This is a genomic window from Streptomyces californicus (genome assembly GCF_000717645.1).
GTDB classification, from domain to species: domain Bacteria; phylum Actinomycetota; class Actinomycetes; order Streptomycetales; family Streptomycetaceae; genus Streptomyces; species Streptomyces californicus.
Genome location: NZ_JNZZ01000003.1, coordinates 1 through 24,193 on the forward strand (window position 1 = coordinate 1; position 24,193 = coordinate 24,193).

Sequence of the window (24,193 nt, forward strand, 5' to 3'; positions counted from 1 at the left end):
CCCCCAGCGCGCCCCGCCCCCGCCCCCGTACGCCCCGGGCTTCCGGCGTCCGCTCCCACCGCGACGCCGTCCGCGGCCTCCGGAAGCGCGCCCGGTGAAGCGGCGGCCGGGACGGACGAGCCGGTCGGGGCCGTGCGGCCGGCCAGGCCGGTGGCGCGGCGGCCCGTCGTGCGGCCGGTGGCCGAGGACGAGACGCCGGACGGTCCGCCCTGCCCCGCATGCGGTACGCCGAACCTCGCCGGGCGGCGGTTCTGCCGCCGGTGCGCCGCTCCGCTCCAGGTCCGGGAGCAGGCCGCGGCCCTGCCGTGGTGGCGCACGGTGTGGCCGTTCCGCCGCCGGGTGCGCGGCAGCTCGGGCCGGATGCTGCGCCGGACGCTGTTGGTGCTGGCCGTGGCCGGGCTGGTGCTCGCGGGCTTCCTGTTCTTCCCGCTGGGGCGGTACGCCTACGAGGACGTCCGGGACAAGCTCGGCAAGACGTCCGAGATCAGCCCCACCGGAGCGGCCGCGAGCGGCGAGGCTCCCGGGCATCCGGCGGGGGCGGCGATCGACGGCGTGACCAACGAGTACTGGGGGGCGCCCGCGCTCGGCGCGTCGCTGACCTGCTCGTTCGGCACTCCGTTCCGGCTGGTCGGCGTGGTGGTGCACACCGGTGTGTCGACCGAGCCGCAGGAGTTCCGGCGGGGTGCGCGCCCGACCCGGGCGGATCTGCTCGTCACCACCGAGGACGGCAAGGTCCACAGGAAGTCCCTGTCCTTCAACGACAAGCCGGGCAAGCAGGAGTCGCGGATGGGCATCAGCGATGTCGTCTCCGTGGAGCTGGTGCTGCGGGAGGCGGCCGGCCAGGGGAAGGGACGGCCGATCGCGGTCGGGGAGATCGAGTTCTTCCGACGAGCCTGAGGACGCTCGACCACCCGGGGCTGGAGCACGGTCCGCCGTCCCGAGGCCCGGAGTGCGGTCCGCCGCCCCGAGGCCCGGGATGCGGTCCGCCGTCCCGAGGCAGGAGCTCGCCGGAGCACGGTCCGTCAACCCAAGGCCCCAGCTCGCCGAAGTAGCCGCTTTCAGCGATCGGGAACACGCCGGGACGACACCCCGGAAGACACAGACGACCCAGTACCGATCAGGAAAATATTGACGATCAAACATTTTCGGTCACACATGCTTCCCTCCGCACCCCCACTCGGGGTTGACTGGGCATCACCCATGGTGACGCGCTCGCCCACCGGCTCGCCTGCCGCGCCCGCCGTCCCGGGCTTCCGGCGGAGGAAGGAGGAGGACTGCGATGGCCCTCCCACCTCGCACGGTCGCCCCGTCGGCCGGTGTCCGGGCTCGCGGCCGCCGACTCCGGACGGGCCCGTCCCCTGCTCGGTCACCCGGAATGCGTCGTACATATCGTCCGCCCGTATTCATCAGATGAGGGGCAGCAATGAGCCATATCACGTTACCCGCGTTTCACATGCCGTTCGAGAGCGCCGGCTGTCATCCGGGTTTGGCCGCCACGCGTGAAGCCGCCTGGGAATGGGCCGAGTCCGAGGGTCTGGACCTTTCCGTCCCGGCCCGCCGGAAAATGATCCGGACCCGCCCGGAACTGTGGATCTCCCTCATCTTCCCGAACGCCACCCAGGAACATCTCGACCTGTTCTGTCAATGGCTGTTCTGGGCCTTCCTCGTGGACGACGAGTTCGACGACGGCCCGGCGGGACGCGATCCCCGGGTGTGCGAGGCGGCCATCGCCCGCCTGGTGGACGTCCTCGACGGGGCCGCGCCGAACGGGCCGATGGAACGGGCCCTGGCCGGACTGCGGGAGCGGACCTGTGCGGGCAGGTCACCGCAGTGGAACCGGCAGTTCCGGCGGGACACCGCCGCCTGGCTGTGGACGTACTACGCCGAGGCCGTCGAGCGGGTCTCCGGACAGGTGCCGAGCCGGGCCGAGTTCGTCAAGCACCGCCGTGATTCGGTCGCCATGCAGCCGTTTCTCTGCCTGCACGAGATCACCGCGGGAATCGATCTCACGGATTCCGCCCGGAGTCTGCCCGCCTATATCGCCCTGCGGAACGCGGTCACCGATCATTCGGGGCTCTGCAACGACATCTGCTCCTTCGAGAAGGAAGCGGCCCTCGGTTACGAGCACAACGCCGTCCGGCTGATTCAGCGCGACCGGGGGTGCACGCTCCAGGAAGCCGTCGACGAGGCCGGAATTCAACTGGCACGGGTGGCCGAACGCGTACTCCGGGCGGAAAGGGAGCTGATCGAGGAAATCGAGGCGGCGGGTATCGAGGGCCCGACCCGGGAGGCCCTGGAGCGCTGCGTCCAGGACTACCGGGGGCTCGTCCGGGGCGACTTCGACTACCATGCGCGTGCCGAGCGCTACACGCGTCCGGACCTGGTGGAGCGGGATCAACGGGACTCCCTGTCCCGCCACTTCGCCGCCTGAGCGAACGGGCCGGCCGGGTCCGCCGGGTGCGCGAAGCACTCCGGCGGACCCGGCCGGCCCCACCGCCGGTATCCGGACCGCCCGCCCCCGCACCACCCGCACGCACCGCCACCGGCACGCCTCCGCACCACCCGCACCACCTGCCCCGGCCCGGGGCCGCCGCACCGCGCCCCGGGCCCCATGGAAGACTGAGGGCCGCAGCATGTCCCGGGTCGCCCCCACCGGCCGGGCCGACGAGCGCGTCGTGCCCCCGGTCAGCGCCTGACCGGTCGGAATGCCCTGCCCTTCAGTCAGCGACGTCCCCGGGATGACACATATGAGAGTGCAGCGAAGAGTCTGGACCACGGCCGCCGTCACGACGGCGGCCGTGGCAGGTGTCCTGGTGTTCCAGGGCGTGACGGGCGCCTCGGACGCCGACCGCGACGGGCGGGCGGCGGACGCCAAGTCCGCCCCGGCCAAGTCCGATGTGCACCGGACCGCGCTCAAGACCTCCGCCGACGGCGACTCCGCCTCGCTCGCTCGCCGCGACACCGAGCCCTTCAGCCTGCTCGGCGTCACCTGGACCGACCCCGCCGCGAAGGTGGACGGCCGCGTCGAGGCCCGTACCCGCTCCGCCGCCACCGGCGAGTGGACCGGCTGGCTGCCGCTGGACACCGAGATCGACGGGCGCACCGAGGCCGGCCGGTCCGGCGTCCGCGGCACCACCGAACCCCGCTGGGTCGGCCCCTCCAACGGCGTCGAGGTCCGTGTCACCAGCGCCGACGGGGCCCGGTCCGGGCTGCCCGACGGGCTGCGCCTCGACACCGTGGACCCGGGCGGCGCCCCCGCCCCGCTCGCCGCCGAACCCGTCGCGTTCGCCGCCGACGGGTCGCCCGGCGAGGACGGCGCGCCCGGCGAGGACCCGTCGCCCACGCTGCCCGCCGAGGAGCCGGACGCGACCCCCACGGACGAGCCGGCGCCCACGCCGACCACCGAGTCCCCCGCGCCGCCGAGCCCCACCCCCACGCCCTCCGCGAGCACCGCGTCCCCCACGCCGTCCACGTCGCCGACGACGCCCAGCGCCTCCCCGACGCCGACGCCCGGACCGCCGTCCACCGTTCCGCAGCCGCCGATCGTCTCCCGGGCGGCCTGGAAGGCGGACGAGTCGCTGAACAGCGAGGCGCCCGACTACCTCGACCAGGTCAAGGCCGTCTTCGTCCACCACACGGCGCAGACGAACGCCTACTCCTGCGCCGACTCGGCGGCCATCGTGCGCGGCCTGCACACGTACCACGTGAGGTCGAACGGCTGGAAGGACCTCGGCTACAACTTCATCGTCGACAAGTGCGGCACGGTCTTCGAGGGCCGCAAGGGCGGCGTGGACCGGCCCGTGATGGGCGCGCACACCTACGGCTTCAACCGGGACACCGCCGGGATCGCCGTGATCGGCATGTACACCGACACCAAGGCCGCGACCGCCGCGACCACCGCGGTCGCCCGCGTCGCCGCGTGGAAGCTCGGCCAGTACAAGGCCGACCCGGCCGGCACGGTCCAGCTCACCGCCGGGGCCAACGGCAACAACATGGACCACAAGAAGTTCGTCGCCGGGAACCAGTACGCCTTCCAGCGGATCTCCGGACACCGCGACGGGTTCGCCACCGAGTGCCCCGGCCTCTCGCTCTACCAGCAGCTCCCTGCCATCCGCACGCTGGCCGCCGGGCCCGTCTCCGGGCTCACCATCTCCTCGGTGACCGGGGCGAACGCGTCGGGATCCACGTACTACACCCAGTCGAAGGTCACCGTCGGCTGGAAGGCGACCACGCCCGCCGCCTTCGTGAAGAGCTACGAACTCCTCGTCGGCGGGAAGCCCGTGGCGACCGTCAAGGGCGACGCGTCCTCGGCCTCCGCCACGCTCGCCGTGGGCAAGCACACCGTGCAGGTCCGGGCCACGCACCAGTCGGGGAAGACCTCCCTCTCCCCGGCGGCGACCGTGGTCGCCGACCGGACCGCGCCGGCCTTCTCCACCAAGCCGTCCCTCACCCTGCGCACCGGCACGGTGAACGCCACCGCCGTCCCGCTCACCCTGAAGTGGAAGGCCACCGACAGCGCCGCGCTCAAGGAGGTCCGCCTCACCGCGCCCGTCGCCAGGACGTACGGCCCGACCACGGGCAGCGCCTCGCACACCGCGAAGCCCGCCGCGGCCACCACGTGGAAAATGACGGCGTACGACCGGGCCGGGAACACGGCCGCCGCCTCGGTCTCCGGCACCCCGGTGATCCTCCAGGAGTCCGCCGCCAAGAAGAGCGGCACGTGGACCACCAAGTCCTCCAGCAGCTACCTGGGCGGCAAGTCGTACTCCAGCAGCACCAAGAACGCCAGTCTGACCTGGACGTTCACCGGCCGGTCGGCCGCGTGGGTGGTGTCGCGGGCCGCCACATCGGGGCAGGCACACGTCTACGTCGACGGCAAGAAGACCGCCACCGTGGACCTGAAGTCCTCCGCCACCAAGTACCGGGACGCGATCTGGGCGACCTCCTGGTCCTCCAGCGCCAAGCACACGGTCAAGATCGTCGTCGTCGGGACGAAGGGCCGCCCGGCCCTGACCACGGACGGGCTGGTCTACCTGAAGTAGCCGCGCGCCACCGCACCGCGAGAGGGGTTGGCACACACCATGTCCGACGTCGAGACGGGGAGCGCCCCGGAGGTGAGGACCGCGTACGGCACGGTGCGCGGTGCGGTGGAGCGGGGTGTCGCGGTCTTCCGCGGCATCCCGTACGCGGCGGCCCCGGTGGGCGCGCTGAGGTTCCGGGCGCCCGCTCCGCCGGAGCCGTGGACCGGGGTGCGGGAGGCCGTGGCGTACGGGCCGACCGCCCCGAAGCGGCCCTACGCCCCGCCGCTGGACCGGCTGCTGCCGGATCCGGCGGTGCCGGGGGACGGCTGGCTCAACCTCAATGTGTGGACGCCCTCCCCCGGGGCCGCCGCCCTGCCCGTCCTCGTGTGGATCCACGGCGGCTCGCTGGTGCACGGCTCCTCCGCGGTGCCGGTGTACGACGGGACCGCGTTCGCCCGGGACGGGGTGGTCCTCGTCTCCGTCAACTACCGGCTGGGTGTCGAGGGTTTCGGCGTCTTCCCGGACGCGCCCGCCAACCGGGGGCTGCTCGACCAGCTCGCCGCGCTGGAGTGGGTGCGCGACAACATCGCGGCGTTCGGCGGCGATCCGGACCGGGTGACGGTGGCCGGGGAGTCCGCGGGCGCGATCTCGATCGCCGCGCTGCTGGCCTCGCCCCGTTCGGCGGGGCTCCTGCGGCGGGCGGTGCTCCAGAGCGGGGCCCCGGCCGCGCTCCCCCCGGCCGCCGGGCGGCGGACGACCGAGCTGATCGCTCGCCGGCTCAGAGCGCCCGCCACGGCGGAAGCGCTGGCCGCCGTGGACCCGGAGGCGCTGCTGACCGCCCAGACGGAGGTGACCAGCGGCGGAAACCCGCTGACCGGCCGCACCTCCTTCCAGATCGTGGTGGACGGGGAACTGCTGCCGCACGATCCGGTGGCGGCGCTGCACGCGGGCGCGTCCGCCGGCATCGACCTGCTGACGGGGACGAACAGCGAGGAGTACCGGCTCTGGTTCGTGCCCGGCGGGCTGACCGAGCGGATCAGCCCGCTCCAACTGCGCCTGGCCCTGCTGAAGTTCCGGGTGCCGAACGCCACCGCGCGCACGTACCGGGCCAACCGTCCGGGCGCCACGCCCGGGGAGATCCTCGGCGCGCTCGCGACCGACCTGCTGCTGCGCGTCCCGCTGAACCGGCTGGCCGACGCCCGGACCACCGCGCCGGGTTCGACGTACGTCTACGAGTTCGGCTGGCCCACCCCCGTGCAGCGGCTCGGGGCCTGTCACGCGCTGGAGCTGGGCTTCGTCTTCGACACCCTCGACCACCCCGACACCCGGGCCCTGACCGGCCCGGACGCTCCCGGGGAGCTGGCGTCCGCGATGCACCGGGCGTGGGTGGACTTCGCGGCGCACGGGGACCCGGGGTGGCCGTCCTGGGACGCGCGGCGCCCGGTGACGGTCTTCGGGCCCACGGCGCCGTCGCTGGTCCTGGCCCCGCGCGACGACGAACTGCGCTGCTGGAAGCCGCGGCGGCGCTGAACGGCGCCGCCCAACGGGGAGCACGTGGGCGGTCGATAATGGCGAGCCGATGAACGCCACGAAACGCACCGGCAACGCCGGGATGGCCGATGGCTCCGGATCGGTGCGTGTCATCGTCAAGGGAAGCGGGCTGAAGGCGGACAGCGCCCACGTTTCCAAGAAGTCGAAAAACCGCACCTGGACGAATCACGCTCGCATCGAATTCTCCGAAGATTCGGGTAGCTATGTGTGTGGGTGGACCGTGAGCGCGGCCCGGACCGTCACGAAGGCGGCGGGCACCAACGGGAGCCTATATACCGCCGCCAAAATCAAAGTCTGCGATTGAAGAGAATGGCACTTTCCGGGGCCTTGGTCCTGGCTTTCGTAGGGTGGGTCACAGCCATCACCGCGGGAATCTCGAACGAACCGGATTCACCCGGCGGCGCACCGAGCCGGGGCGGGCTGGCCTCCTATGTCCAGTCTGCTCTTCACGACCAGGACGGCAAAGCGCTCGGAGAATGCTTTTCACCCGCTGCGGGCGATGACTATGGAAAGTCACTGGTCGACCGGTTCTGACCAGTAGGAACGCACCACTCGGGTAGACGCTCACTCTGATCCGCCACGCCGGATCCCAAGATTCCCGACAGCGTCGGCAATGAGCTTGCCCCCTCACTGGGGCAAGTTCTGCGCGCCGACCAGTACCAGCCGGAACTGCTGGTTCGGCGCACCGTGCCGGGCGTACTGTACAAGCGGCGTATGGTCACCGGTCCGGGACTCCAGAATGTCCAGCCTCTTCCCGGCAAACGTGCCGATCTCGAACAGCCCTTGGCCTACCGGGTGGAGAGAGAACCGCTGGTGCGGACCGCCATTGCGGGCGTGTTGAATGATATGGGCGAAGTCGTCGGAGCTGGCCCACTGCACGTCCAGGCACTTGCCCGCGAACGTTCTGATCTCGTACGTCCCGTCTCCGGCCGGATGAAAGGTGAACTGCTGGTTCGCCCCGCCGTGACAGCTGTACTGAACGATCCGCGTGTGGTCGTCCCGGCTGACACCCCATACATCCAGGCACCTACTGGCGAACGTCCAGATATGGAAAGGTCCCAGCGGCCCGCTCTCCAGACGTCGCAGCTCCCGCGCGAGGGCGGCGGCATCCGGGAAGCGCTGTGCGGGATCTTTGTGGAGCAGGGTCAGCACGAGGTCGTCCCACTCGGGCGGAACCCGCTCAGCTACCGAACTGGGAGCGGATGGCTCCTCGGTAGCGTGCGCCGTGATGTAACCCATGGCGTCGGGGGCGGAGAACGGCGTTTGACCGGTGAGGAGTTCGAAGAGCACACAGCCCAGCGCGTACAGGTCGCTGCTGGGTTCCGGGTAGCCGCGCGCCTGTTCCGGGGCCATGTACGCGGGAGTGCCCACGATGAAGCCGGTCCTGGTGACCCGGGTCGCGAGTGGATCGGCTGCCTTGGCGATGCCGAAGTCGAGGATCTTGGCAATGCCGGACGGCGTGACGAAGAGGTTCGACGGTTTGATGTCCCGGTGCATGATCCCGGCCCTGTGCGCGTCGTCGAGCGCGTCGCACATCTGGGCTCCCCACCGGGCCACGTCCGCCGGCGCGACCGCGCCCCGGCTCAACACCACGTCCAGGCCCTCACCACGAATCATCTCCATGACCAGGAACGGCACGCGGTCGGCCCCGAGCCCGGTCTCGCCAACGTCGTGGACGGTCACCAGGTTGGGGTGCTGCAATCCGGCGGTGATGCGGGCCTCACGCAGAAACCTGGAGCGCTCCTGGTCGCCGCGGTTCCCGCCTCCGGCGAACTGAAACACCAGCTTGACGGCGACGGTCCGCCCCAGCGTCTCGTCGGACGCCTCCCACACCTCGCCCATTCCTCCCTCGGCGAGCTTCCGTACCATCCGGTAGCGCCCCGCCAGCAACTCGTCCTGCACCGCTACGCCTCCCTGGTCCCGGCCCCGGCTGACTCCCCCGTGCGAGATGCTCAGTCTCGCGTACACACATTGCCCCGTCAGCCGCTTGGGGCCAAGGCGTCGCGCCGGTCAGCGACGCGCCGGGCCTACGACCATCCTCGAACCCGTCCCGGAGTGTTGGTGCCGGCGGACGGGGGGCCAGTGACGGCACGTCAGAACTGAGTGTTCCCGATAGTCGGGCGTTCAGGACAGTCAGGGGCGCTGCCGTGGGACTGTTTCGGCAGTTGGCGCGACTGTCGTGAGGCGGTACTCCCCGCTCCGTTCGGCAGTCTTGAGAACAGCACTTTGATCCTTCCGGGGGCCGCGACAGCACGGTAGTTCGTGCCGGTCCGCGCGGGCGGAAGGGGACGAGGAAGCCGGGTGCGTGGGGCGGGGTCACGGCGGGGTCGAGGGCGGCCAGACCGGTGATCACTGCGCGACCCGCCTCAGCAGCGGCGTCAGGGGGTGGTTGCCCTACCCTGTACGGGCTGGTGTTCCACTGATCCGCTGCTGGTCGGCAGGAAGTCGGTGCCTCCTTATCGCCGGGCCTGCTCCTCGATACGAAGCCCGTCGGCCGCCTCCGCCCGTCTTCCGGCGCGAGGCAAGGTCCTGGCGATCAGCAGCGCACACCGGGCAGGACCACGTTTCTTTCACGTCCAAGTCCGAACCATTAGCAGCATGCCCTGACGGCCGACAGTTGTCTTCCAGCCCTTGGATACTGAAGAGCTTCATGGTCGGCCGGACAGGTCCCAGTTGGTCGCCCCGCTGCCGTTCGCTGCTCGTCCGCAGGGCGGTGGAACCGCTCCGTGGGATCAGCTGAGCGACGCCGTTCTCAGCGGCCATGACAGCCCGTCCGATGACAGGCCGGGTTCCGGCCCGCCGGTACGCGCTCGGCTCCGGCCGGGCGGGCTGCGGGCCGTTCCTGACCCGGTACCGGTGGCCGCGCCGGGCGTTGTCAGTGCGCCGGGGCACACTGATGGCATGAGCGCCCCTCCGTCGCCCGAAGCCCCTGCCTCCCACACCTCCCCTGTCTGGGTGGAGTCGATGGGCGGGCCGCTGATCGTCGTCCCCGTCTCCTCGTCGGCCGCGTGGCGCGGGTGTACGGAGACCGGGGTCATGGCGGGGGACGCCACCGCTCCGGACGACTACGACCGGGCCTGCGCGGTGGACGGTCCGGCCGGCGTGATCACCGTCGGCGAGGACGGCGCACAGGCACTGGTGTTGGCGGACGAGCCGGCCACCACCTGCTTCCTGCCTGAGCACCGAACCTTCCTGCGGTGGCTGGCGGCCGACTCGGAGACGGGGCTGAAGACGGCGGCCGGGGCTGTTCTCTCCGACCCCGCCACCGCGTGGGAGGAGTGCGGCACGTGGTCGTCGGACGGACCGGCCGTCCTCATGGACTCAGCCGAAGCGGGTTCCGCGCCGGACACCGACCCTTCCGGAGACGCGATGCCCTCCCGGGCTCCGGTCGCGCTGCCCGCCGGTCGCTGGAGGGTGCGGGCCGCCCACACCGAAGCGGACGAGGAGACCGGGGTCGGACTGGTCCAGTTGCTGCCCGTCGCGTCCTGAACGTACAGCCGTGCTCCGGGCGGGCCCTCAGCCTCCCGGCGAGATCCGGTGCGGGTCGGGGACGGCGGTGAGGATCGCCGAGACCACCACGACCAGTCCCAACACCGCCTGTTCATGACGGGCCAGCCGGTGCGCGACAGATGGGTCGTGGTCCTGGAGCATGCGCCGCCGGGCCGCCAGCGCCAGCGCGCTGACCACGGCCATGAGCACCAGCTTGGCCAGCAGGGTGCGTCCGTAGGCGGAGGTGAACACCACGTCCAGCGGCAGCCGGCGCAGTGTCGAGACGGTGCCGGTGGCGGCGAGGGCCGCGTACAGCCAGGCCGCCAGGCGGGCGTAGCGGCCGAGCAGCGTGCGGGCCGCGACGGGCGAGCCGCGCCAGTGCCACATCGTGCGCAGGACGCACAGCAGCCCGCCGCACCAGAGCGAGGCCGCGGTCAGATGGACGACGGTGAGGGCGGCGCCGACCGCGGGGCTGTACGCCTCCGGGTGGGCGCGCAGGGCCTCCGCGCCGATGACCACCGCGAGCGGGATGAGCGCGAGGTCCGGGCGTTCGGTCGCGGCGCAGATCGCGGCGAGGACCAGGCCGTTGGCGACGACGAGGAGCAGTCCGCCCTCGCGGGTGCCGTACGTCTCGATGAGGCCGAGTCCGCCGACGACGGCGAGGCGGACGATCTGCCCGGCCGCCGCTGCGGCCCCGGCGAGCGAGGCGAGCACGGCCCAGCTCCGGACGGGGGTGCGGGGGCGGCCCCGGACGGGCCGGATCAGCTGCGGGGCGAGGAGTTCGCCCAGGTGGAGGGCGAGGGCGGTGAACAGGACGGTACGGAGCGCCGCGGTCAGCCCCGCACCGGGCATCTGAAGCTCTCCGGTGCCGCGCGCCGCGACGCCGGGGCCGAGCAGGGCGATGAGGAGCGCGAGGCCGCCCGCCGCGCAGACCAGCAGCGGGCCGGTCCGGGAGCGTGCGGCCGGCGGCCCGGGTATCGCACCCGTGCGGGGCGCGTGGCCGACGGGTCTCGGCGCGGCGGTCGTCAAGAACAGGCCGAGCCGGTTCTGAGCAGCCGGGTCGGCGGGAGGTCCGGAGAACGTCACGGCCCGATCCTCACCCGCGGCCGAAAAGGCGGCAAGCCGCGCATAACGGACGGTTAAGGCAGGCTCGGCGGACGGTTAAGGCGTGCTGGGAGATGGCTGAGGCGCGTCCGGCGGACGGTTTACGGCGGGTCCGGTGAACGGCCGAAGCGCACCCGGCGGACGGTTGACGGCGGGTCCGGTGAAGGCGGGCCGGCGGGTCAGGTCGTGCCGGGCGCCGCAGGCCGGGCGGGCTCCGGCCGGCCGCGCGGGGCGTGCCCCGGCGGGCCGGCCGGTCCCCGTCCGGGGTCAGCCCTTGTTCTGCGCGGCCCAGAACTCGTCGAAGGTGAGCAGGCCGTCACCGTTGGCGTCGTGGGAGTTGATGATCGCCTGCGCCACCGTCTCGGTGACGAAGGGGTCGCCCAGCTGGGCCATCGCGCTCTTGTACTCGCCGGCCGTGATGAGCCCGTCGCCGTTCGCGTCGAACTTCTCGAATACCGTCCGCGCCGACTCGATGTCCGCCACAGTTCCACCCCTTCGTGATGCCGAATGTTCAGGGGTCAGATTATCCGGCCGTCCGGGCGGCCCCGGTGGCTGGTCGGGCCATCAGCTCCGTGGCCGTCACCGCGTGCAGCCCGCGCCGGCCGATCTCGGCGAGGAGCAGCGGCAGCGCGGCCACGGTGACGGGGCGTCCGAGGCTCAGCTCCACCACCGACCCGTTGCGCAGTTCCCCGGCGACCTTGCGGGTGACGGTGGCGACGCGGGTGGCCGCGTGATCGAGCGACTCCACGTCGCAGGCGAGGACGTGGGGGTAGCCGGCCCGCCGCGCGAGCCGCTCCACCAGCGGGGAGGCGTACGCGGTGGGCGAGGGCCGGAACCAGGCGCCGGCGGACCCGGTGAGCCGGCGCAGCCGCCGGGCGCAGGCGGCGATCTCCTCGTACGCCGCACTCTCGTCGAGGGCCGCCAGGTCGAGGTGGTGCTCGGTGTGGTTGCCCAGCTCGTGGCCCCCGTCGAGAATCCGCCGGGCCAGCTCGGGGTGCCGGGCGAGCCAGGTGCCGACGGCGAGCACGGTGACGCGCGCACCGGCCCGTTCGCACCGGGCGAGGGCGGCGACGGCGAGGTCCGGGTCGCCGCGCCCGTCGAAGGTGAGGGCGACCCGGGGCCGGTCGCGCGGCCCGTGCGCGATCCGCACGGGCAGCCCGGGAAACCGGCGCGGGGCGGGGGCGGGAGCGGGAGCGGGTGCGCGAGCGGGGCCGGAAGCACCGGGCGCGGGCGGGGCGGATGCCCCGGACGTGGGCGCGGCCCGACCCGAGGCCCCGGACGTGGGCGCCGCCCGACCGGGGAGCCCTGCGGTCGGCTCCCGTCGGCCGGAGGGCTCCGCGCACCCGGCGAGGAGGGCGGCGGCCAGCGCTCCGGCCCCGGCGCCGAGCGCGCGGCGGCGGCCCGGCGGGTTCCCGTAACCGTGCATCCCCGACCACCTCACGCTCCACCGCCGCCACCGGTACCCCCGGATTCCGGGGACAGAGTAGAGGCGGTACGGGCGAAATGCGGCGATTGAGTAGTTCATCAAATGATCTATGAATCATTCAAGAGATGCCATAATGATGCATGGAATGCCAGGTTAGTGATGGAGCACACCTGCGATTCACGCGCCAAGCGCCCGATTGCACCTGGAATATCCCGACAAGTCGCTTTGGCACCGAGGTCGCCCGTCTGCCATAGTCGGAGCCACGACCTCCATTGACCCGGGCAAGGTCGCCAGAAGCGGCCGTGAACACACCCCCCATTTCACGGCCCCCGTCAGAAGCCCCCGCAGCGCCCCACCACGGCGAACCGGGGGCTTCTGCGTATCCGGCCGGAAGACCCGAGGGGGCGAGCCCCGGTCAGCGGTCGGCGATACGCATCTCGAACCAGGTGACCTTGCCGCGCGGCAGCAGGTCCACGCCCCACCGGTCGGACAGCTTGTCGACCAGGAAGAGGCCCCGGCCGCTGACGTCCATCTCGCGCACCGGCATGAGGCACGGCAGACCCCGCGAGGGGTCGCGCACCTCGATGCGGATCCAGCCCCGGCGGCGCACCATCCGCAGACCGAAGACCCGGGCCCCGGTGTGCCGTACGGCGTTGCCGACCAGCTCCGAGACGAGGAGCACCGCGAACTCGGCGGTCTGCGGCGAGAGGGACCACTGGCGGAGCACGACGCAGGAGGTGAGCCTGCGGGCCGTCGCCGCCGACTCCGGACGCGACGGCAGCCGGACCTCCCCCTCGGTCGGATCGCCGAACAACTTCAGCGCCTTGAACGCCTGTTCGTCATCCATGGTCGACGTCCACCGTGCCGCGGTCGCACTGCTGCGCGGTCGCGGCTCATTCACACCCTCCAGGCCCGCCATGCCCACCATCATGGCCGCAGACATCGCCCCCCGGGGTCGTTCCGGGGGAATCCGCGCCCGGCCAACAGGCCGCCCGAGGAAGGCTTTTGACATATGCCCCGGGCATGACAGCATCCTGAACGCCCGCACTGAGCTGCGGTGTTGCTCCGGTGTCCGCAGCCCGTCCGGGCGGAGAGCGCTCCGGGCCTTAAGGTTCTCTTAAGGCCCGGATAATCCGCCCTGACGGATGAACACCTCGCGCGGGACCGTCCGACCCGACTACCGGGGCACCCGTTCCGACTACGGGTCAGCCGAACGTGGCCTTGCCCGGGCCCTCCTCGACGAAGCTGCGCATGCCCCGCTCGCGGTCCTCCGTGGCGAACAGACCGGAGAACCAGTTCCGCTCGATCGTCAGCCCGGTGTCGATGTCCGTCTCCAGTCCGGCGTCGATCGACTCCTTGGCGGCGCGCAGCGCCAGCGCGGGGCCCTTGGCCAGCTTCGCGGCCCAGGCGTACGCCTGCTCGTAGACCTCGGCCGCCGGGACCACCCGGTCGACCAGGCCGAGCGCCAGGGCCTCCTCCGCCTTGACCATGCGGCCGGTGAAGATGAGGTCCTTGGCCCGGGAGGGGCCGATCAGCCGGGCCAGCCGCTGGGTGCCGCCCGCGCCCGGGATCAGCCCGAGGAGAATCTCCGGCTGGCCGAGCTTGGCGTTGTCGGCGGCGATGCGGAAGTCGGCGCAGAGGGCCAGTTCGCAGCCGCCGCCGAGCGCGTAGCCGGTGACGGCGGCGACGACCGGCTTCGGGATGCGGGCGACGGCGGTGAAGGCGTCCTGGAGCCCCTTGGACCGGAGCACCATCGCGGTGTGGTCCATCGCCTGCATCTCCTTGATGTCCGCGCCGGCCGCGAACACCTTCTCGCCGCCGTAGAGGATCACGGAGCGCACGTCCTCGCGCCGGGTCGCCTCCTCGGCCAGCTCGCGCAGCCGGTCCTGGATGGCGACGTCCAGGGCGTTCATGGGCGGCCGGTCGAGCCGGATGGTGCCGACGCCGTCGCGTACTTCGAAGGTCACAGTCATGGCTAGAGGTTAACCACCGCTAACGACGGCGGGCCCGGTGCCGTTGGTCACAGCACCGGGCCCGCCCGGGTCGTTCAGGAGCGGAGGCGGTCTACTTCTTCCACTCCGCCCAGTCCATGTTCCAGCCGTTGAGGCCGTTGTCCGGCTGGATCACCTTGTCGTGGGAGTTCTTCACGATGACCACGTCGCCGATCAGCGACTTGTTGTAGAACCAGGCCGCCGGCGTCTGGTTGTCGTAGCCGCCGCGCACATCGCGCAGACCGACGCAGCCGTGGCTGGTGTTGGTGTTGCCGAAGATCGAGGACGCGCCCCAGTAGTTGCCGTGCAGGAAGGTGCCCGACGTGGAGAGCCGCATGGCGTGCGGGACGTCCTTGATGTCGTACTCGCCGCCGAAGCCGACGGTGTCACCGTTCATACGGGTCACCTTGAGCTTCTCGCTGATGACCATCTGACCGTTGTACGTGGTCGTCGCCGGGGCACCCGCCGAGATCGGGATGTCCTTGATCTGCTTGCCGTCGCGGACCACCTTCATCCGCTTCGCGCTCGCGTCCACGGTGGAGACCTGGCTGCGGCCGATGGTGAACTTCACCGTCTTGGTCTGCTTGCCGTAGACGCCCGGCCGGCCTTCGACGCCGTCGAGGTTGAGCTCGACGGTCACCTTGGTGCCCGACGCCCAGTACTTCTCCGGGCGGAAGTCGAGGCGGTCGTTGCCGAACCAGTGGCCCTCGATCTCGACGGCCGGTTCGGCCGTCACCTTGATGGCGCGCTCGACCGCGTCCGGGTCGGTGATGCCCCGGGTGAAGTTGATGGAGACCGGCATGCCGACCCCGACGGTGGAGCCGTCCTCGGGCGTGTACTGCCCGATGAAGGTGTTCGCGGGGACGAGCGTGGTGAAGGTGGTGTCCTTCGCCGACTCACGGCCCTCGGAGTCCTTCGCGACCGCGTGCACCGTGTACTTGGTGGCCGCGGCGAGGTGCCGCTCCGGCGTCCAGCTCGCGCCGTCCGCCGCGATCTCGCCCTCGACCTCGTTGCCCTTGGGGTCCGCGACCTTGACCGTGGTCAGCTTGCCCTGCTCGGCGCCGATCTTCAGGGCGCCGCTGGTCGCCACCGCGTCCGCCCCGTCCTTCGGCGCGATGGTCACGACGGCCTGCGAGGCGGTCGTGTCGCCCTTCTTCGTCCCGCCCGCGGGGTCCTTCTTGTCCCCCGCGTCGGCGCTGCCGCCGCACGCCGTCACCAGCATCAGCAGTGCGCCCAGCATCAGGGCGGAAAGCCCCGTTCCCCCGCGCCGCTTCCCGCTCGCCCCGGCCGATGCCCCCGATATCGGCTGCCCGTTCACTGTGGTCTTCTCCCCTCGCACGGCCCCGGCTCCCGCCGTGGCCCGCACCCCCGCGCGCTACACCTGCACGCCCATCGAAAGATAATCACACCAACGTCGGGTGAACTCCCCCCGGGATGTCACCGTTCCGTCCCAACTGGTCCGGAGGGCTCCCCGGGAAGCCGCGCAGGTGGCGCGGGGTACAGGGACGAGCACGGGGAGCGCCGGCCCCCGGCGCGGGGCGCGCGGGGGCGGGGGCCGACGCGGGGCGGCCAACGGGGGCCGGGGTCAGGGCGTGGGGCCCGGAGCCGGGTTCAGGACGTGGGGCCAGAATCGGGGCCCGAGGCCGGGGGCCGGAGTCCGGGGCTCGGGGCCGGGGCCGGGGTCAGGGCCGAAGGGCCGAGCCCGCCTTCCACTTCTTCCAGCCCATGTTCCAGCCGCTGAGCCCGTTGTCCGGGGAGACCTTCTTGTCCTTCGAGTTGACCACCTCGACCACGTCGCCGATCAGGGTCCGGTCGAAGAACCAGCCGCCGGGCGCGGCGGCGTCGCCGCCCTTGGCGTCGCGCAGCCCGATGCAGCCGTGGCTGACGTTCTCCTCGCCGAAGACGGACGCGTCGGCCCAGTAGTTACCGTGCAGGAAGGTGCCGGACTCGGTGAGCCGGATCGCGTGCGGCACGTCCTTGATGTCGTACTCGCCCTTGCCCTCCTTGTCGGTGAAGCCGACGGTCGCCCCGTTCATCCGGGTCACCTCGTGCATCTCGGAGACCACCATGCGGCCGTTGTACGTGGTGGTCTTCGGGGCGCCCGCCGTGATCGGGACCGTTTCGAGGAGTTCACCGTCCCGGCGCACCTCCATCGTCTTGGCCTCCGCGTCGACCCGGGAGACCTGGGAGCGGCCGACCGTGAACACGACGGTCTTGTCCTGGCTGCCGTAGACCCCCTTCGCCCCCTCGACGTCCCGCAGCCCGATGTCCACGGTGACCTCGGTGCCGGGCTCCCAGTACGTCTCGGGGCGGAAGTCGAGCCGGTCCTTTCCGAACCAGTGGCCGGCGACCTCGACCACCGGATCGGACGTCACCCGGATGGCCTTCTCCACCGCCGCCCGGTCCTCGATCGGCCGGTTGAAGGAGAAGGAGACGATCATGCCGGTACCCACGGTGGACCGGTTCTCCGGCTTGAAGTAGCCGATGAAGCGGTGCTCGGGGACGAGCGTGGTGAAGGTGGAGTGCCGGGCGGAGCGGCGGCCCCGGTCGTCCACGGCGACCGCGTCGACGCTGTACTTCGCGGCGAGGGCGAGCCGGCCAGCCGTCGGCTCCGGGGCCCAGGAGCGTCCGTCGTCGGAGAACCGCCCGGCCACCGTCTGCTGCTGCGCGTCCTCGATCCGCGTGACCTTGACGCTCTCCAGCCGCCCGTCGGGGACCTTCACCGCGATGCGGGCCTCCTCGTCGACGCCCGTCGCGCCGTTCTCCGGGTAGACGCTGATCGCGTCGCCGGGGGCCCGCGCCTTGCCGTTGAGCAGGGCCTCCCGGGTCTCGGTGCAGCCGGTCAGGAGGGCCAGCACGGTCAGTAGTCCTGCCCATGTCAGCACGGCGGCCGAGCGGGGCCGTGCGCTCTTCGCTGAGTGGTTCACGCTCCCCCAACGACCAGGGCCGGTCGGGGGAAACGTGAGTGCGGGGCCGCCGATGGGCAGAACTGGGGGGAGGACTCCTACGACGAGGGGCCGCGGCCGGGACGCCGCGCCCCCTCCTCCGGTGCCCGTCCTACGAGCCGCGGGAGGCTACACGGTGTCGAGCGCAGCCGAGCAGGAGGCAGTACAGGACCCCGAGCGGGAGGCGGCGACGGCTTCGGACGCGGTGACCGGCCGGGGGCGGGCGGCTTCGGACCCGATGGCCGACCCGGGGCGGGTGACGGCTACGGACCCGATGGCCGGCCCGGGGCAGGCGGCGGCTACGGACCCGGTGGCCGCCCCGGGGCCGGTGACGGTGGATCCGGAGGCGGTGGCCGCCGTCCGGGCGGAGGTCGCGGAGGCCCACCGTACGGAGATGGCCGAGGCCCGGCGGGCGGCGGGCGGGGCGCCCGCCGTGTGGCCGGGGGCACCGATGCCGCTGGGGGCCCGCTTCCGGGTCGGCCCGGACGGGGTGGCGGGGACCAACTTCGCGCTCTGGGCGGGCGGGGCCGAGGCGGTCGAGGTGTGCCTGTTCGACGAGCGGGGCGTCGAGACGCGGTGCCCGCTGACCGAGCTGACCCACGAGATCTGGCACGGCTTCCTCCCCGGGGTGCGGCCCGGCCAGCGCTACGGCTACCGGGTGCACGGCCGCTGGGACCCGTGGACGGGGGCCCGCTGGAACGCGGCGAAGCTGCTGCTGGACCCGTACGCCCGTGCGGTCGACGGCGACTTCACGCTGCCGCCGGAGGTCTACGGTCACGTCCGGGACTGGCCGGACCAGCATGTCGCGGACACCGTGCGCGACGACCGGGACTCGGCGCCCCACGTCCCCAAGGGCGTCGTCGTCCACGATGACGACGACTGGGTGGAGGACCGCCGCCCGAAGACCCCGTGGGCCGACTCCGTCATCTACGAGCTGCACGTACGCGGCTTCACCCGGCTGCACCCGGACATCCCGCCCGAGCTGCGCGGCACCTACGCGGGACTGGCGCACCCGGCCGCGATCGGCCATCTGACCCGGCTCGGGGTGACGGCGGTGGAGCTGCTGCCGGTGCACCAGTTCGCCCACGAGGACCACCTGCTGCGGCGCGGGCTGCACAACTACTGGGGCTACAACTCCATCGGCTACTTCGCCCCGCACGCCGGCTACTCCGCCTCCGGCACCGCGGGAGGGCAGGTCGGGGAGTTCAAGCGGATGGTGCGCGCGCTGCACGACGCCGGGATCGAGGTCATCCTCGACGTCGTCTACAACCACACCGCCGAGGCGGGCGAGCGGGGCCCGACGCTCTCGCTGCGCGGTATCGACAACCGGGGCTACTACCGGCTCCAGCACGACACGCGCCGCTACGCCGACTACACCGGCTGCGGCAACACCCTCCACGTCGTGCAGCCCCAGGTGCTGCGGCTCATCACCGACTCGCTGCGCTACTGGGTCACCGAGATGGGCGTCGACGGCTTCCGCTTCGACCTGGCGGCGGCGCTGGCCCGCTCGATGCACGACGTGGACATGCTCTCCCCGTTCCTCGCGGTGATCGCCCAGGACCCGGTGCTGCGCCGGGTCAAGCTCATCGCCGAGCCCTGGGACGTCGGCAACGGCGGCTACCAGGTCGGGGCCTTCCCGCCGCTGTGGACGGAGTGGAACGACCACTACCGGGACGCCGTACGGGACTTCTGGCGCGGCGCCCTCCCCGACGTACGGGACCTCGGCTACCGGCTTACCGGCTCCAGCGACCTGTACGCCTGGGGCGGCCGACGCCCGTACGCCTCGGTCAACTTCGTCACCGCGCACGACGGGTTCACCCTGCGCGACCTGGTCAGCTACGAGCACAAGCACAACGAGGCCAACGGCGAGGACAACCGCGACGGGACGCACGACAACCGGTCCTGGAACTGCGGGGCCGAGGGCGAGAGCGACGATCCGGACGTCAACGCGCTGCGCCGCCGCCAGCTCCGCAACCTGCTGACCACCCTGCTGCTCTCCACCGGGGTGCCGATGCTGGTGGCGGGCGACGAGATGGGCCGTACGCAGGGCGGCAACAACAACGCCTACTGCCAGGACAACGCGACCGGCTGGCTCGACTGGTCACTGCTGGAGCAGCCCCGGTGGCGGGAGCTGACCGCGCTGACGGCCCGGGTGCTGACCCTGCGCCGGACCCATCCGGTGCTGCGCCGCCGCGCGTTCTTCTCCGGGCGGGCGCAGGCCCCGGACGGGCTGCGGGACCTGGCGTGGTTCACCCGGGACGGCCGGGAGATGGCGGAGGCCGACTGGTACGCCCCCGCCGCCACGCTCGGCCTCTACCTCTCGGGCCGGGACATCCCGGGGCGGGACGCGCGGGGCGAGCCGGTGACCGACGACAGCTTCCTCGCGGTGCTGCACGCGGGCGCGGAGCCGACGGTCTTCGCGCTGCCGGGGACGCCGTGGGCGGCCGCGTACGAACTGGTCCTGGACACCTCGCGGGAGGACCAGGCCGAGCCGCCCGGCACCGTCCTGGACGGCGGTACGGAGCTGGCGGTGCCGGCCCGCTCGGTGCTGCTGCTGCGGGTGCGCGAGTAGGGCGTCAGGCGTCAGGCGTCAGGCGTCAGGCGTCAGGCGTCAGGCGTCAGGCGTCAGGCGTCAGGCGTCAGGCGTCAGGCGTCAGGCGTCAGGCGTCAGCCCAGGATGCCGCGGTCGTAGCCGACGGCGACGGCGGCGGCCCGGTCCTTGGCGCCCAGCTTGGCGAAGACGTGGGTGAGGTGGGTCTTCACGGTGGCCTCGCTGATGAACAGCTCGGCGGCGATCTCCCGGTTGGTGGTGCCCCGCGCGACCAGGACCAGCACCTCGCGCTCACGGGCCGACAGCGCGGTGCCCGCGGGGTCGGCGGCCGGGGTGCGGACCCGCGTCATCAGCCGGGAGGCGACGGCGGGCGACAGGACGCTGCGCCCGTCGGCGGCGGCGCGGACGGCCGCGAACAGCTCGTCGCGCGGGGCGTCCTTGAGCAGATAGCCCGTCGCGCCCGCCTCGATCGCGGGGAGGGTGTCGGAGTCGGTGTCGTACGTGGTCAGCACCAGGACCCTGGAGCGCGCGCCGCGCCGGGTCAGCTCCGCGATGGCCGCCACTCCCCCGCCGCCGGGCATGCGCAGGTCCATCAGGACGACGTCGGGGTCGCACCGTTCGACGACGGCGAGGGCGTCCACCCCGTTCGCCGCCTCGCCGAGGACCTCGAAGCCGGGGGCGGCGGTGAACATGCCGCGCAGACCGTCCCGGACGACCGGGTGGTCGTCGACGACGACGAGGCTGACGGTGCGGGCGGCGGTCTCGCTCATGACGGCACCGTACGGGGGCCCGGGGGTGTCTGGCCAGGGGCCGTCCCCGTACGGTGCGCGGAAGCCGGGCGGGGCCCTCACCCCTGCCTGACCAGGGGGACCCGTGCGGAGACGGCCGTGCCGCCGCCCGGTTCCGACTCCACCTCGACCGCTCCCGCGACGCGTTCGGCGCGGGCCCGCATCCCGCCGAGCCCGAAGCCTCCGGCGCGGCTCGCCGGGGCGGTGGCCGCCGGGTCGAAGCCGCGCCCGTCGTCCCGTACGTCCAGGGCCAGTTCACCGTCCATGAAGGACAGCGTCACGCCGACCCGGGAGGCCCCGGCGTGCCGCCCGGTGTTGGCCAGCGCCTCGCCCGCGATGCGGAGCAGGGCGGCGGCGATCTCGTCGTGGACCGGTTCGGCGGAGCCGGTGACGGTGAAGTCGGCCCGGACGCGGTGCTGTTCGGCCCAGTCGGCGACGGTCTTCTCCAGCGCGCCGGTCAGCTCGTCGTGCTCCAGGGCGGCGGGGGCCAGGTTGTGCACGGAGCGGCGGGCCTCGCCGAGGCTGTGGCGGGCGAGCGCGGCGGCCCGCTCCAGATGGACGCGGGCGGTATCCGGGTCGCGGTCCGCGAGGGAGGTGACCACCTGGAGCTGGGCGATGATCCCGGTGAGTCCCTGGGCGAGGGTGTCGTGGATCTCGGCGGCGAGCCGGCGGCGCTCGTCGTCGATCCCGGCCTCGCGGGCCTGGACGAGGAGTTGGTCGTGCAGGGCCGCGTTCTCCGCCATGGCCTCCTCCAGCCGGAGGTTGGTGCGCTCCAGCTCGGCGATGGTCTCGGTCTGGACGCGGGCCTTCTCCTCCTCCCGCATGCCGACCTGCCAGAAGAAGAGGGCGAGGGTGACGTTGAGGACATACAGCGCGCCGAAGGCGACCCAGTTCATCAGGGAGGCGGGCGGCAGCCCCCCGCTCTGCGAACCGGCCAGGGTGAGGGCCGTGGCGAGGAGCCCGGCGCGGACGAAACGCTTCGGGAGCAGGGGTTCGACGTCGAAGTAGCCGAGGGCCGCGTAGATGGCGAAGAACGGGTTGAGCCAGGTCAGGACGGAGGCGAGGACGGTCCGGGTGACGTAGTAGGCCGCTCCGGCCGGGGCGCCCGCCGCCGTACGGGGACGGGTCCGGCCCCACCACGTCTGGAGCCCGTACGCCACCGCGACCAGGGGCCCGGCGAGGTACATCTCGGTGCGGGTCATGATCAGGTCGGCGGCGACGGCCGAGACGAGGGCGGCCAGGGTGAGGACGGCGTAGGGCCCGTACCGGTGGAACTGCTCCCAGCGGTGCTCGACCGTGCGGGAGTCCGCGGCGGTGGCCGGGCACGGGGAGTGGGACGGCTGCGTCATGCGCGCAGTCTGCCCCGGCCGCCGACGGGCCGTCACGTGCGGTGCGGCGGGACCGTTCGTCCCGCGCGGCCCGGCGGGAGCGGCCGCCGCGGCCGGGCCCGGCTGCGCGGACACCGTCACTGCCACCGGAAGAGGCGGCTCGCCGCGAGCCCCAGCAGCGCGGTCCACAGGGCGACGACGCCGAGGTACGCCCAGCTCGGCCAGGCCCCGGAGGCCGCCTGGTCCAGGGCCTGGGAGGCGGCGCCGAGCGGGGTGATCTGCACGATGCGGCGCAGGGTGTCGGGCATCGCCTGGACGGGCACCCAGACCCCGGCGGTGAACATCATCGCGAGGTAGGCGACCGAGCCGACGGCGGTGGCCGCCTTCGTCGTACGGGCCAGGGCGCAGATCGTGCCGCCCAGGGCGAGGACGGCGGAGACCGCGAGCAGCAGCGCCAGCGCGTATCCGGCGAACTGCCCCGGCAACGCGACCCCGTAGCCGATCCGGCCGACGGCGACGACCAGGGCCGCGGAGCCGAGGGCGGCGGCGCCGTGCAGCGCGATCTGGGCGGTGAGCAGGGCCGACGGGCGTACGGGGGTGGTGGACATCCGGCGCAGGATGCCGCGTTCGCGGTAGGCGGTGAGGACCGGGGGCATCGCCTGGAGCCCGGCCATGATCATGGCGAGCAGGACCGAGACGGGGACGTAGAGGTCGATGACGCGGCGGCCGCCGAGGTTGTCGTCGGCCTCCATGAAGGGCGGGACGAAGCCGAGGATCACCAGGAGGGCGGTCGGGAAGGCGAGGATCCAGAACAGGCTGCCCGGTTCGCGGAGGAAGAGCCGGGTCTCGGTGAGCAGGACGGCGGTCAGGGGGCCGCGCCGACGCGCGGGGGCGGCCGTCTCCGGCGTACGGGTCGAGGTCGGGGTCGGTGCGGAGGTCATGTCAGGCGTCCTGTCGGGTGAGGTCGTGCGCGGCGGTCGCGTGTCCGGTGGGGCCTTCGCCGGTGGGGCCGTGTCCGGTGGGGTCGTGGCCGGCGAGGTCCTCGCCGGTGGGTCCTTCGCCGGTGAGGTCGAGGAAGGCTTCGTCGAGGCTGGTCTCGGTGATCCGCAGCCGCTGGGCGGTGACGCCGACTTCGGCGAGCAGGGAGATCAGCGGGGTGACCGTGTCGTCGGTGGCGTGCAGGACGAGGACGCCGGCGGCGTCGGGCGGGGTCACCGTCGCGACGCCCGGGAGCGCGGCGAGCCGGTCCAGTTCGGGGGCGGTCGGGGGACGGGAGGGGACGAACGAGAGCACGGTGGAGCCGGTGGACCGCCGGATCAGTCCGGACGGGGTGTCCAGGGCGACGACCCTGCCCCGGTCGATGACGGCGATCCGGTCGCAGAGGCGCTGGGCCTCCTCCATGAAGTGGGTGACGAGCAGGACGGTCACCCCGCTGTCGCGGATCTCCTCGATGAGCTTCCAGGTGTCGCGGCGGGCGCGCGGGTCGAGGCCGGTGGTCAGCTCGTCGAGCACCACGATCTCGGGGTCGCCGATCAGCGCGAGGGCGATGAACAGCCGCTGCTTCTGGCCGCCGGAGAGCTTGGCGAAGCGGGTGGAGAGCCGGTCGGTGAGGCCGAGCCGGTCCGCGAGGGGCCGCCAGTCGACGGGGGCCGGATAGAGGGCGGCGTAGAGCTCCAGCGCCTCCCGTACGGTCAGTCTGGCCTGGAGCTCGCTCTCCTGGAGCTGCGCGCCGAGCAGCCGCGTCACCCGGTCGTGGTCGGCCACGGGGTCCAGCCCGGCGACCCGGACGGTGCCCGCGTCGGGGACCCGCAGGCCCTCGACGCACTCGACGGTGGTGGTCTTCCCGGCCCCGTTCGGGCCGAGGATGCCGAAGATCTCCCCCCGTTCGACCGAGAAGGAGACGCCGTCGACCACGTCGCGTCCCGCGTAGGTCTTGCGCACCCCGTTGACTTCGATGATTGCCATGGCCCCAGGGTTCCGGCGGGCGGCCGGGGCCGGT

The 24,193-nt window shown here is 72.6% G+C and carries 19 protein-coding genes; 7 read left to right on the forward strand and 12 right to left on the reverse strand.

Annotation, left to right across the window (positions count from 1 at the left end; translation table 11 throughout):
* The 5 genes from IF19_RS0104995 to IF19_RS1000000137365 all read left to right on the forward strand — a co-directional run.
* The coding region (locus IF19_RS0104995) for a zinc ribbon domain-containing protein (protein ID WP_248782504.1) at positions 1 to 897 on the forward strand (897 nt) is incomplete at its 5' end.
* A 589-nt stretch (positions 898 to 1,486) separates the two neighbouring features.
* The gene (locus tag IF19_RS0105000; RefSeq protein WP_411096682.1) at positions 1,487 to 2,431 is read left to right on the forward strand and encodes a terpene synthase family protein; all 945 of its coding nucleotides are present in this window, start codon (positions 1,487 to 1,489) and stop codon (positions 2,429 to 2,431) included.
* 316 nt (positions 2,432 to 2,747) lie between these two features.
* Complete coding sequence (locus IF19_RS0105005) at positions 2,748 to 5,042, forward strand: N-acetylmuramoyl-L-alanine amidase (RefSeq protein ID WP_030276065.1); 2,295 nt, start codon at positions 2,748 to 2,750, stop codon at positions 5,040 to 5,042.
* Between the two features lie 39 nt (positions 5,043 to 5,081).
* Positions 5,082 to 6,551, forward strand: a complete 1,470-nt coding sequence (locus IF19_RS0105010; protein ID WP_030276064.1) for a carboxylesterase/lipase family protein — start codon at positions 5,082 to 5,084, stop codon at positions 6,549 to 6,551.
* A 49-nt stretch (positions 6,552 to 6,600) separates the two neighbouring features.
* Positions 6,601 to 6,876 carry a hypothetical protein gene (locus tag IF19_RS1000000137365; protein WP_128647766.1) on the forward strand — a complete coding sequence of 92 codons (276 nt, stop codon included), beginning with the start codon at positions 6,601 to 6,603 and terminating at the stop codon, positions 6,874 to 6,876.
* A 323-nt stretch (positions 6,877 to 7,199) separates the two neighbouring features.
* Here IF19_RS1000000137365 and IF19_RS0105015 read toward each other — a convergent pair whose 3' ends face one another.
* Positions 7,200 to 8,474, reverse strand: a complete 1,275-nt coding sequence (locus tag IF19_RS0105015; protein WP_050493700.1) for a serine/threonine protein kinase — start codon at positions 8,472 to 8,474, stop codon at positions 7,200 to 7,202.
* 999 nt (positions 8,475 to 9,473) lie between these two features.
* On the opposite strand from IF19_RS0105015, the gene IF19_RS0105020 reads away from it, so the two are divergent.
* The gene (locus IF19_RS0105020; RefSeq protein WP_030118727.1) at positions 9,474 to 10,061 is read left to right on the forward strand and encodes an Imm21 family immunity protein; all 588 of its coding nucleotides are present in this window, start codon (positions 9,474 to 9,476) and stop codon (positions 10,059 to 10,061) included.
* A gap of 27 nt (positions 10,062 to 10,088) precedes the next feature.
* Here IF19_RS0105020 and IF19_RS0105025 read toward each other — a convergent pair whose 3' ends face one another.
* From IF19_RS0105025 to IF19_RS0105055, 7 genes are all read right to left on the reverse strand, one after another.
* Positions 10,089 to 11,039: a CopD family protein gene (locus tag IF19_RS0105025; protein WP_234313163.1), complete on the reverse strand. Its 951-nt coding sequence runs from the start codon at positions 11,037 to 11,039 to the stop codon at positions 10,089 to 10,091.
* Between the two features lie 393 nt (positions 11,040 to 11,432).
* Complete coding sequence (locus tag IF19_RS0105030) at positions 11,433 to 11,648, reverse strand: EF-hand domain-containing protein (protein ID WP_030118725.1); 216 nt, start codon at positions 11,646 to 11,648, stop codon at positions 11,433 to 11,435.
* A gap of 40 nt (positions 11,649 to 11,688) precedes the next feature.
* Positions 11,689 to 12,591, reverse strand: coding sequence for a polysaccharide deacetylase family protein (locus tag IF19_RS0105035; RefSeq protein ID WP_030118724.1), 903 nt, complete (start codon positions 12,589 to 12,591; stop codon positions 11,689 to 11,691).
* Positions 12,592 to 13,006: 415 nt separating this feature from the next.
* Positions 13,007 to 13,522: an ATP-binding protein gene (locus IF19_RS0105040; protein WP_030118723.1), complete on the reverse strand. Its 516-nt coding sequence runs from the start codon at positions 13,520 to 13,522 to the stop codon at positions 13,007 to 13,009.
* 274 nt (positions 13,523 to 13,796) lie between these two features.
* Positions 13,797 to 14,564, reverse strand: coding sequence for an enoyl-CoA hydratase/isomerase family protein (locus tag IF19_RS0105045; RefSeq protein ID WP_030196940.1), 768 nt, complete (start codon positions 14,562 to 14,564; stop codon positions 13,797 to 13,799).
* Between the two features lie 91 nt (positions 14,565 to 14,655).
* Positions 14,656 to 15,900, reverse strand: coding sequence for a L,D-transpeptidase (locus tag IF19_RS0105050; RefSeq protein WP_030118720.1), 1,245 nt, complete (start codon positions 15,898 to 15,900; stop codon positions 14,656 to 14,658).
* Between the two features lie 364 nt (positions 15,901 to 16,264).
* Positions 16,265 to 17,509, reverse strand: coding sequence for a L,D-transpeptidase (locus IF19_RS0105055; protein ID WP_030118719.1), 1,245 nt, complete (start codon positions 17,507 to 17,509; stop codon positions 16,265 to 16,267).
* Positions 17,510 to 17,921: 412 nt separating this feature from the next.
* Between IF19_RS0105055 and glgX the strand changes: the two genes are divergently transcribed.
* Positions 17,922 to 20,099, forward strand: a complete 2,178-nt coding sequence (gene glgX / locus IF19_RS0105060) for a glycogen debranching protein GlgX (protein ID WP_050490948.1) — start codon at positions 17,922 to 17,924, stop codon at positions 20,097 to 20,099.
* Positions 20,100 to 20,194: 95 nt separating this feature from the next.
* Here glgX and IF19_RS0105065 read toward each other — a convergent pair whose 3' ends face one another.
* The 4 genes from IF19_RS0105065 to IF19_RS0105080 all read right to left on the reverse strand — a co-directional run bounded on the left by IF19_RS0105065 (position 20,195) and on the right by IF19_RS0105080 (position 24,159).
* Entirely contained in the window at positions 20,195 to 20,848 is a 654-nt protein-coding gene (locus IF19_RS0105065; RefSeq protein ID WP_030118714.1) for a response regulator, read from the reverse strand.
* A 77-nt stretch (positions 20,849 to 20,925) separates the two neighbouring features.
* A complete protein-coding gene (locus IF19_RS0105070) occupies positions 20,926 to 22,215 on the reverse strand; it encodes a sensor histidine kinase (protein WP_030118713.1) in 1,290 nt (429 codons plus the stop codon).
* A 116-nt stretch (positions 22,216 to 22,331) separates the two neighbouring features.
* Entirely contained in the window at positions 22,332 to 23,135 is an 804-nt protein-coding gene (locus tag IF19_RS0105075; protein ID WP_030122052.1) for an ABC transporter permease, read from the reverse strand.
* A gap of 1 nt (position 23,136) precedes the next feature.
* The gene (locus tag IF19_RS0105080; protein ID WP_078580412.1) at positions 23,137 to 24,159 is read right to left on the reverse strand and encodes an ABC transporter ATP-binding protein; all 1,023 of its coding nucleotides are present in this window, start codon (positions 24,157 to 24,159) and stop codon (positions 23,137 to 23,139) included.
* Positions 24,160 to 24,193 lie beyond the last annotated feature (34 nt).

Excerpts from the sequence above, each read along its gene's own strand:
- IF19_RS0105070 (WP_030118713.1), bottom strand. The coding sequence starts at position 22,215 with ATGACGCAGCCGTCCCACTCCCCGTGCCCGGCCACCGCCGCGGACTCC.
- IF19_RS0105075 (WP_030122052.1), bottom strand. The coding sequence starts at position 23,135 with ATGACCTCCGCACCGACCCCGACCTCGACCCGTACGCCGGAGACGGCC.
- IF19_RS0105045 (WP_030196940.1), bottom strand. The coding sequence starts at position 14,564 with ATGACTGTGACCTTCGAAGTACGCGACGGCGTCGGCACCATCCGGCTC.
- IF19_RS0105040 (WP_030118723.1), bottom strand. The coding sequence starts at position 13,522 with ATGATGGTGGGCATGGCGGGCCTGGAGGGTGTGAATGAGCCGCGACCG.
- IF19_RS0105005 (WP_030276065.1), top strand. The coding sequence starts at position 2,748 with ATGAGAGTGCAGCGAAGAGTCTGGACCACGGCCGCCGTCACGACGGCG.
- IF19_RS0105035 (WP_030118724.1), bottom strand. The coding sequence starts at position 12,591 with ATGCACGGTTACGGGAACCCGCCGGGCCGCCGCCGCGCGCTCGGCGCC.
- IF19_RS0105020 (WP_030118727.1), top strand. The coding sequence starts at position 9,474 with ATGAGCGCCCCTCCGTCGCCCGAAGCCCCTGCCTCCCACACCTCCCCT.
- glgX (WP_050490948.1), top strand. The coding sequence starts at position 17,922 with ATGGCCGAGGCCCGGCGGGCGGCGGGCGGGGCGCCCGCCGTGTGGCCG.
- IF19_RS0105065 (WP_030118714.1), bottom strand. The coding sequence starts at position 20,848 with ATGAGCGAGACCGCCGCCCGCACCGTCAGCCTCGTCGTCGTCGACGAC.
- IF19_RS0105010 (WP_030276064.1), top strand. The coding sequence starts at position 5,082 with ATGTCCGACGTCGAGACGGGGAGCGCCCCGGAGGTGAGGACCGCGTAC.
- IF19_RS0105080 (WP_078580412.1), bottom strand. The coding sequence starts at position 24,159 with ATGGCAATCATCGAAGTCAACGGGGTGCGCAAGACCTACGCGGGACGC.
- IF19_RS1000000137365 (WP_128647766.1), top strand. The coding sequence starts at position 6,601 with ATGAACGCCACGAAACGCACCGGCAACGCCGGGATGGCCGATGGCTCC.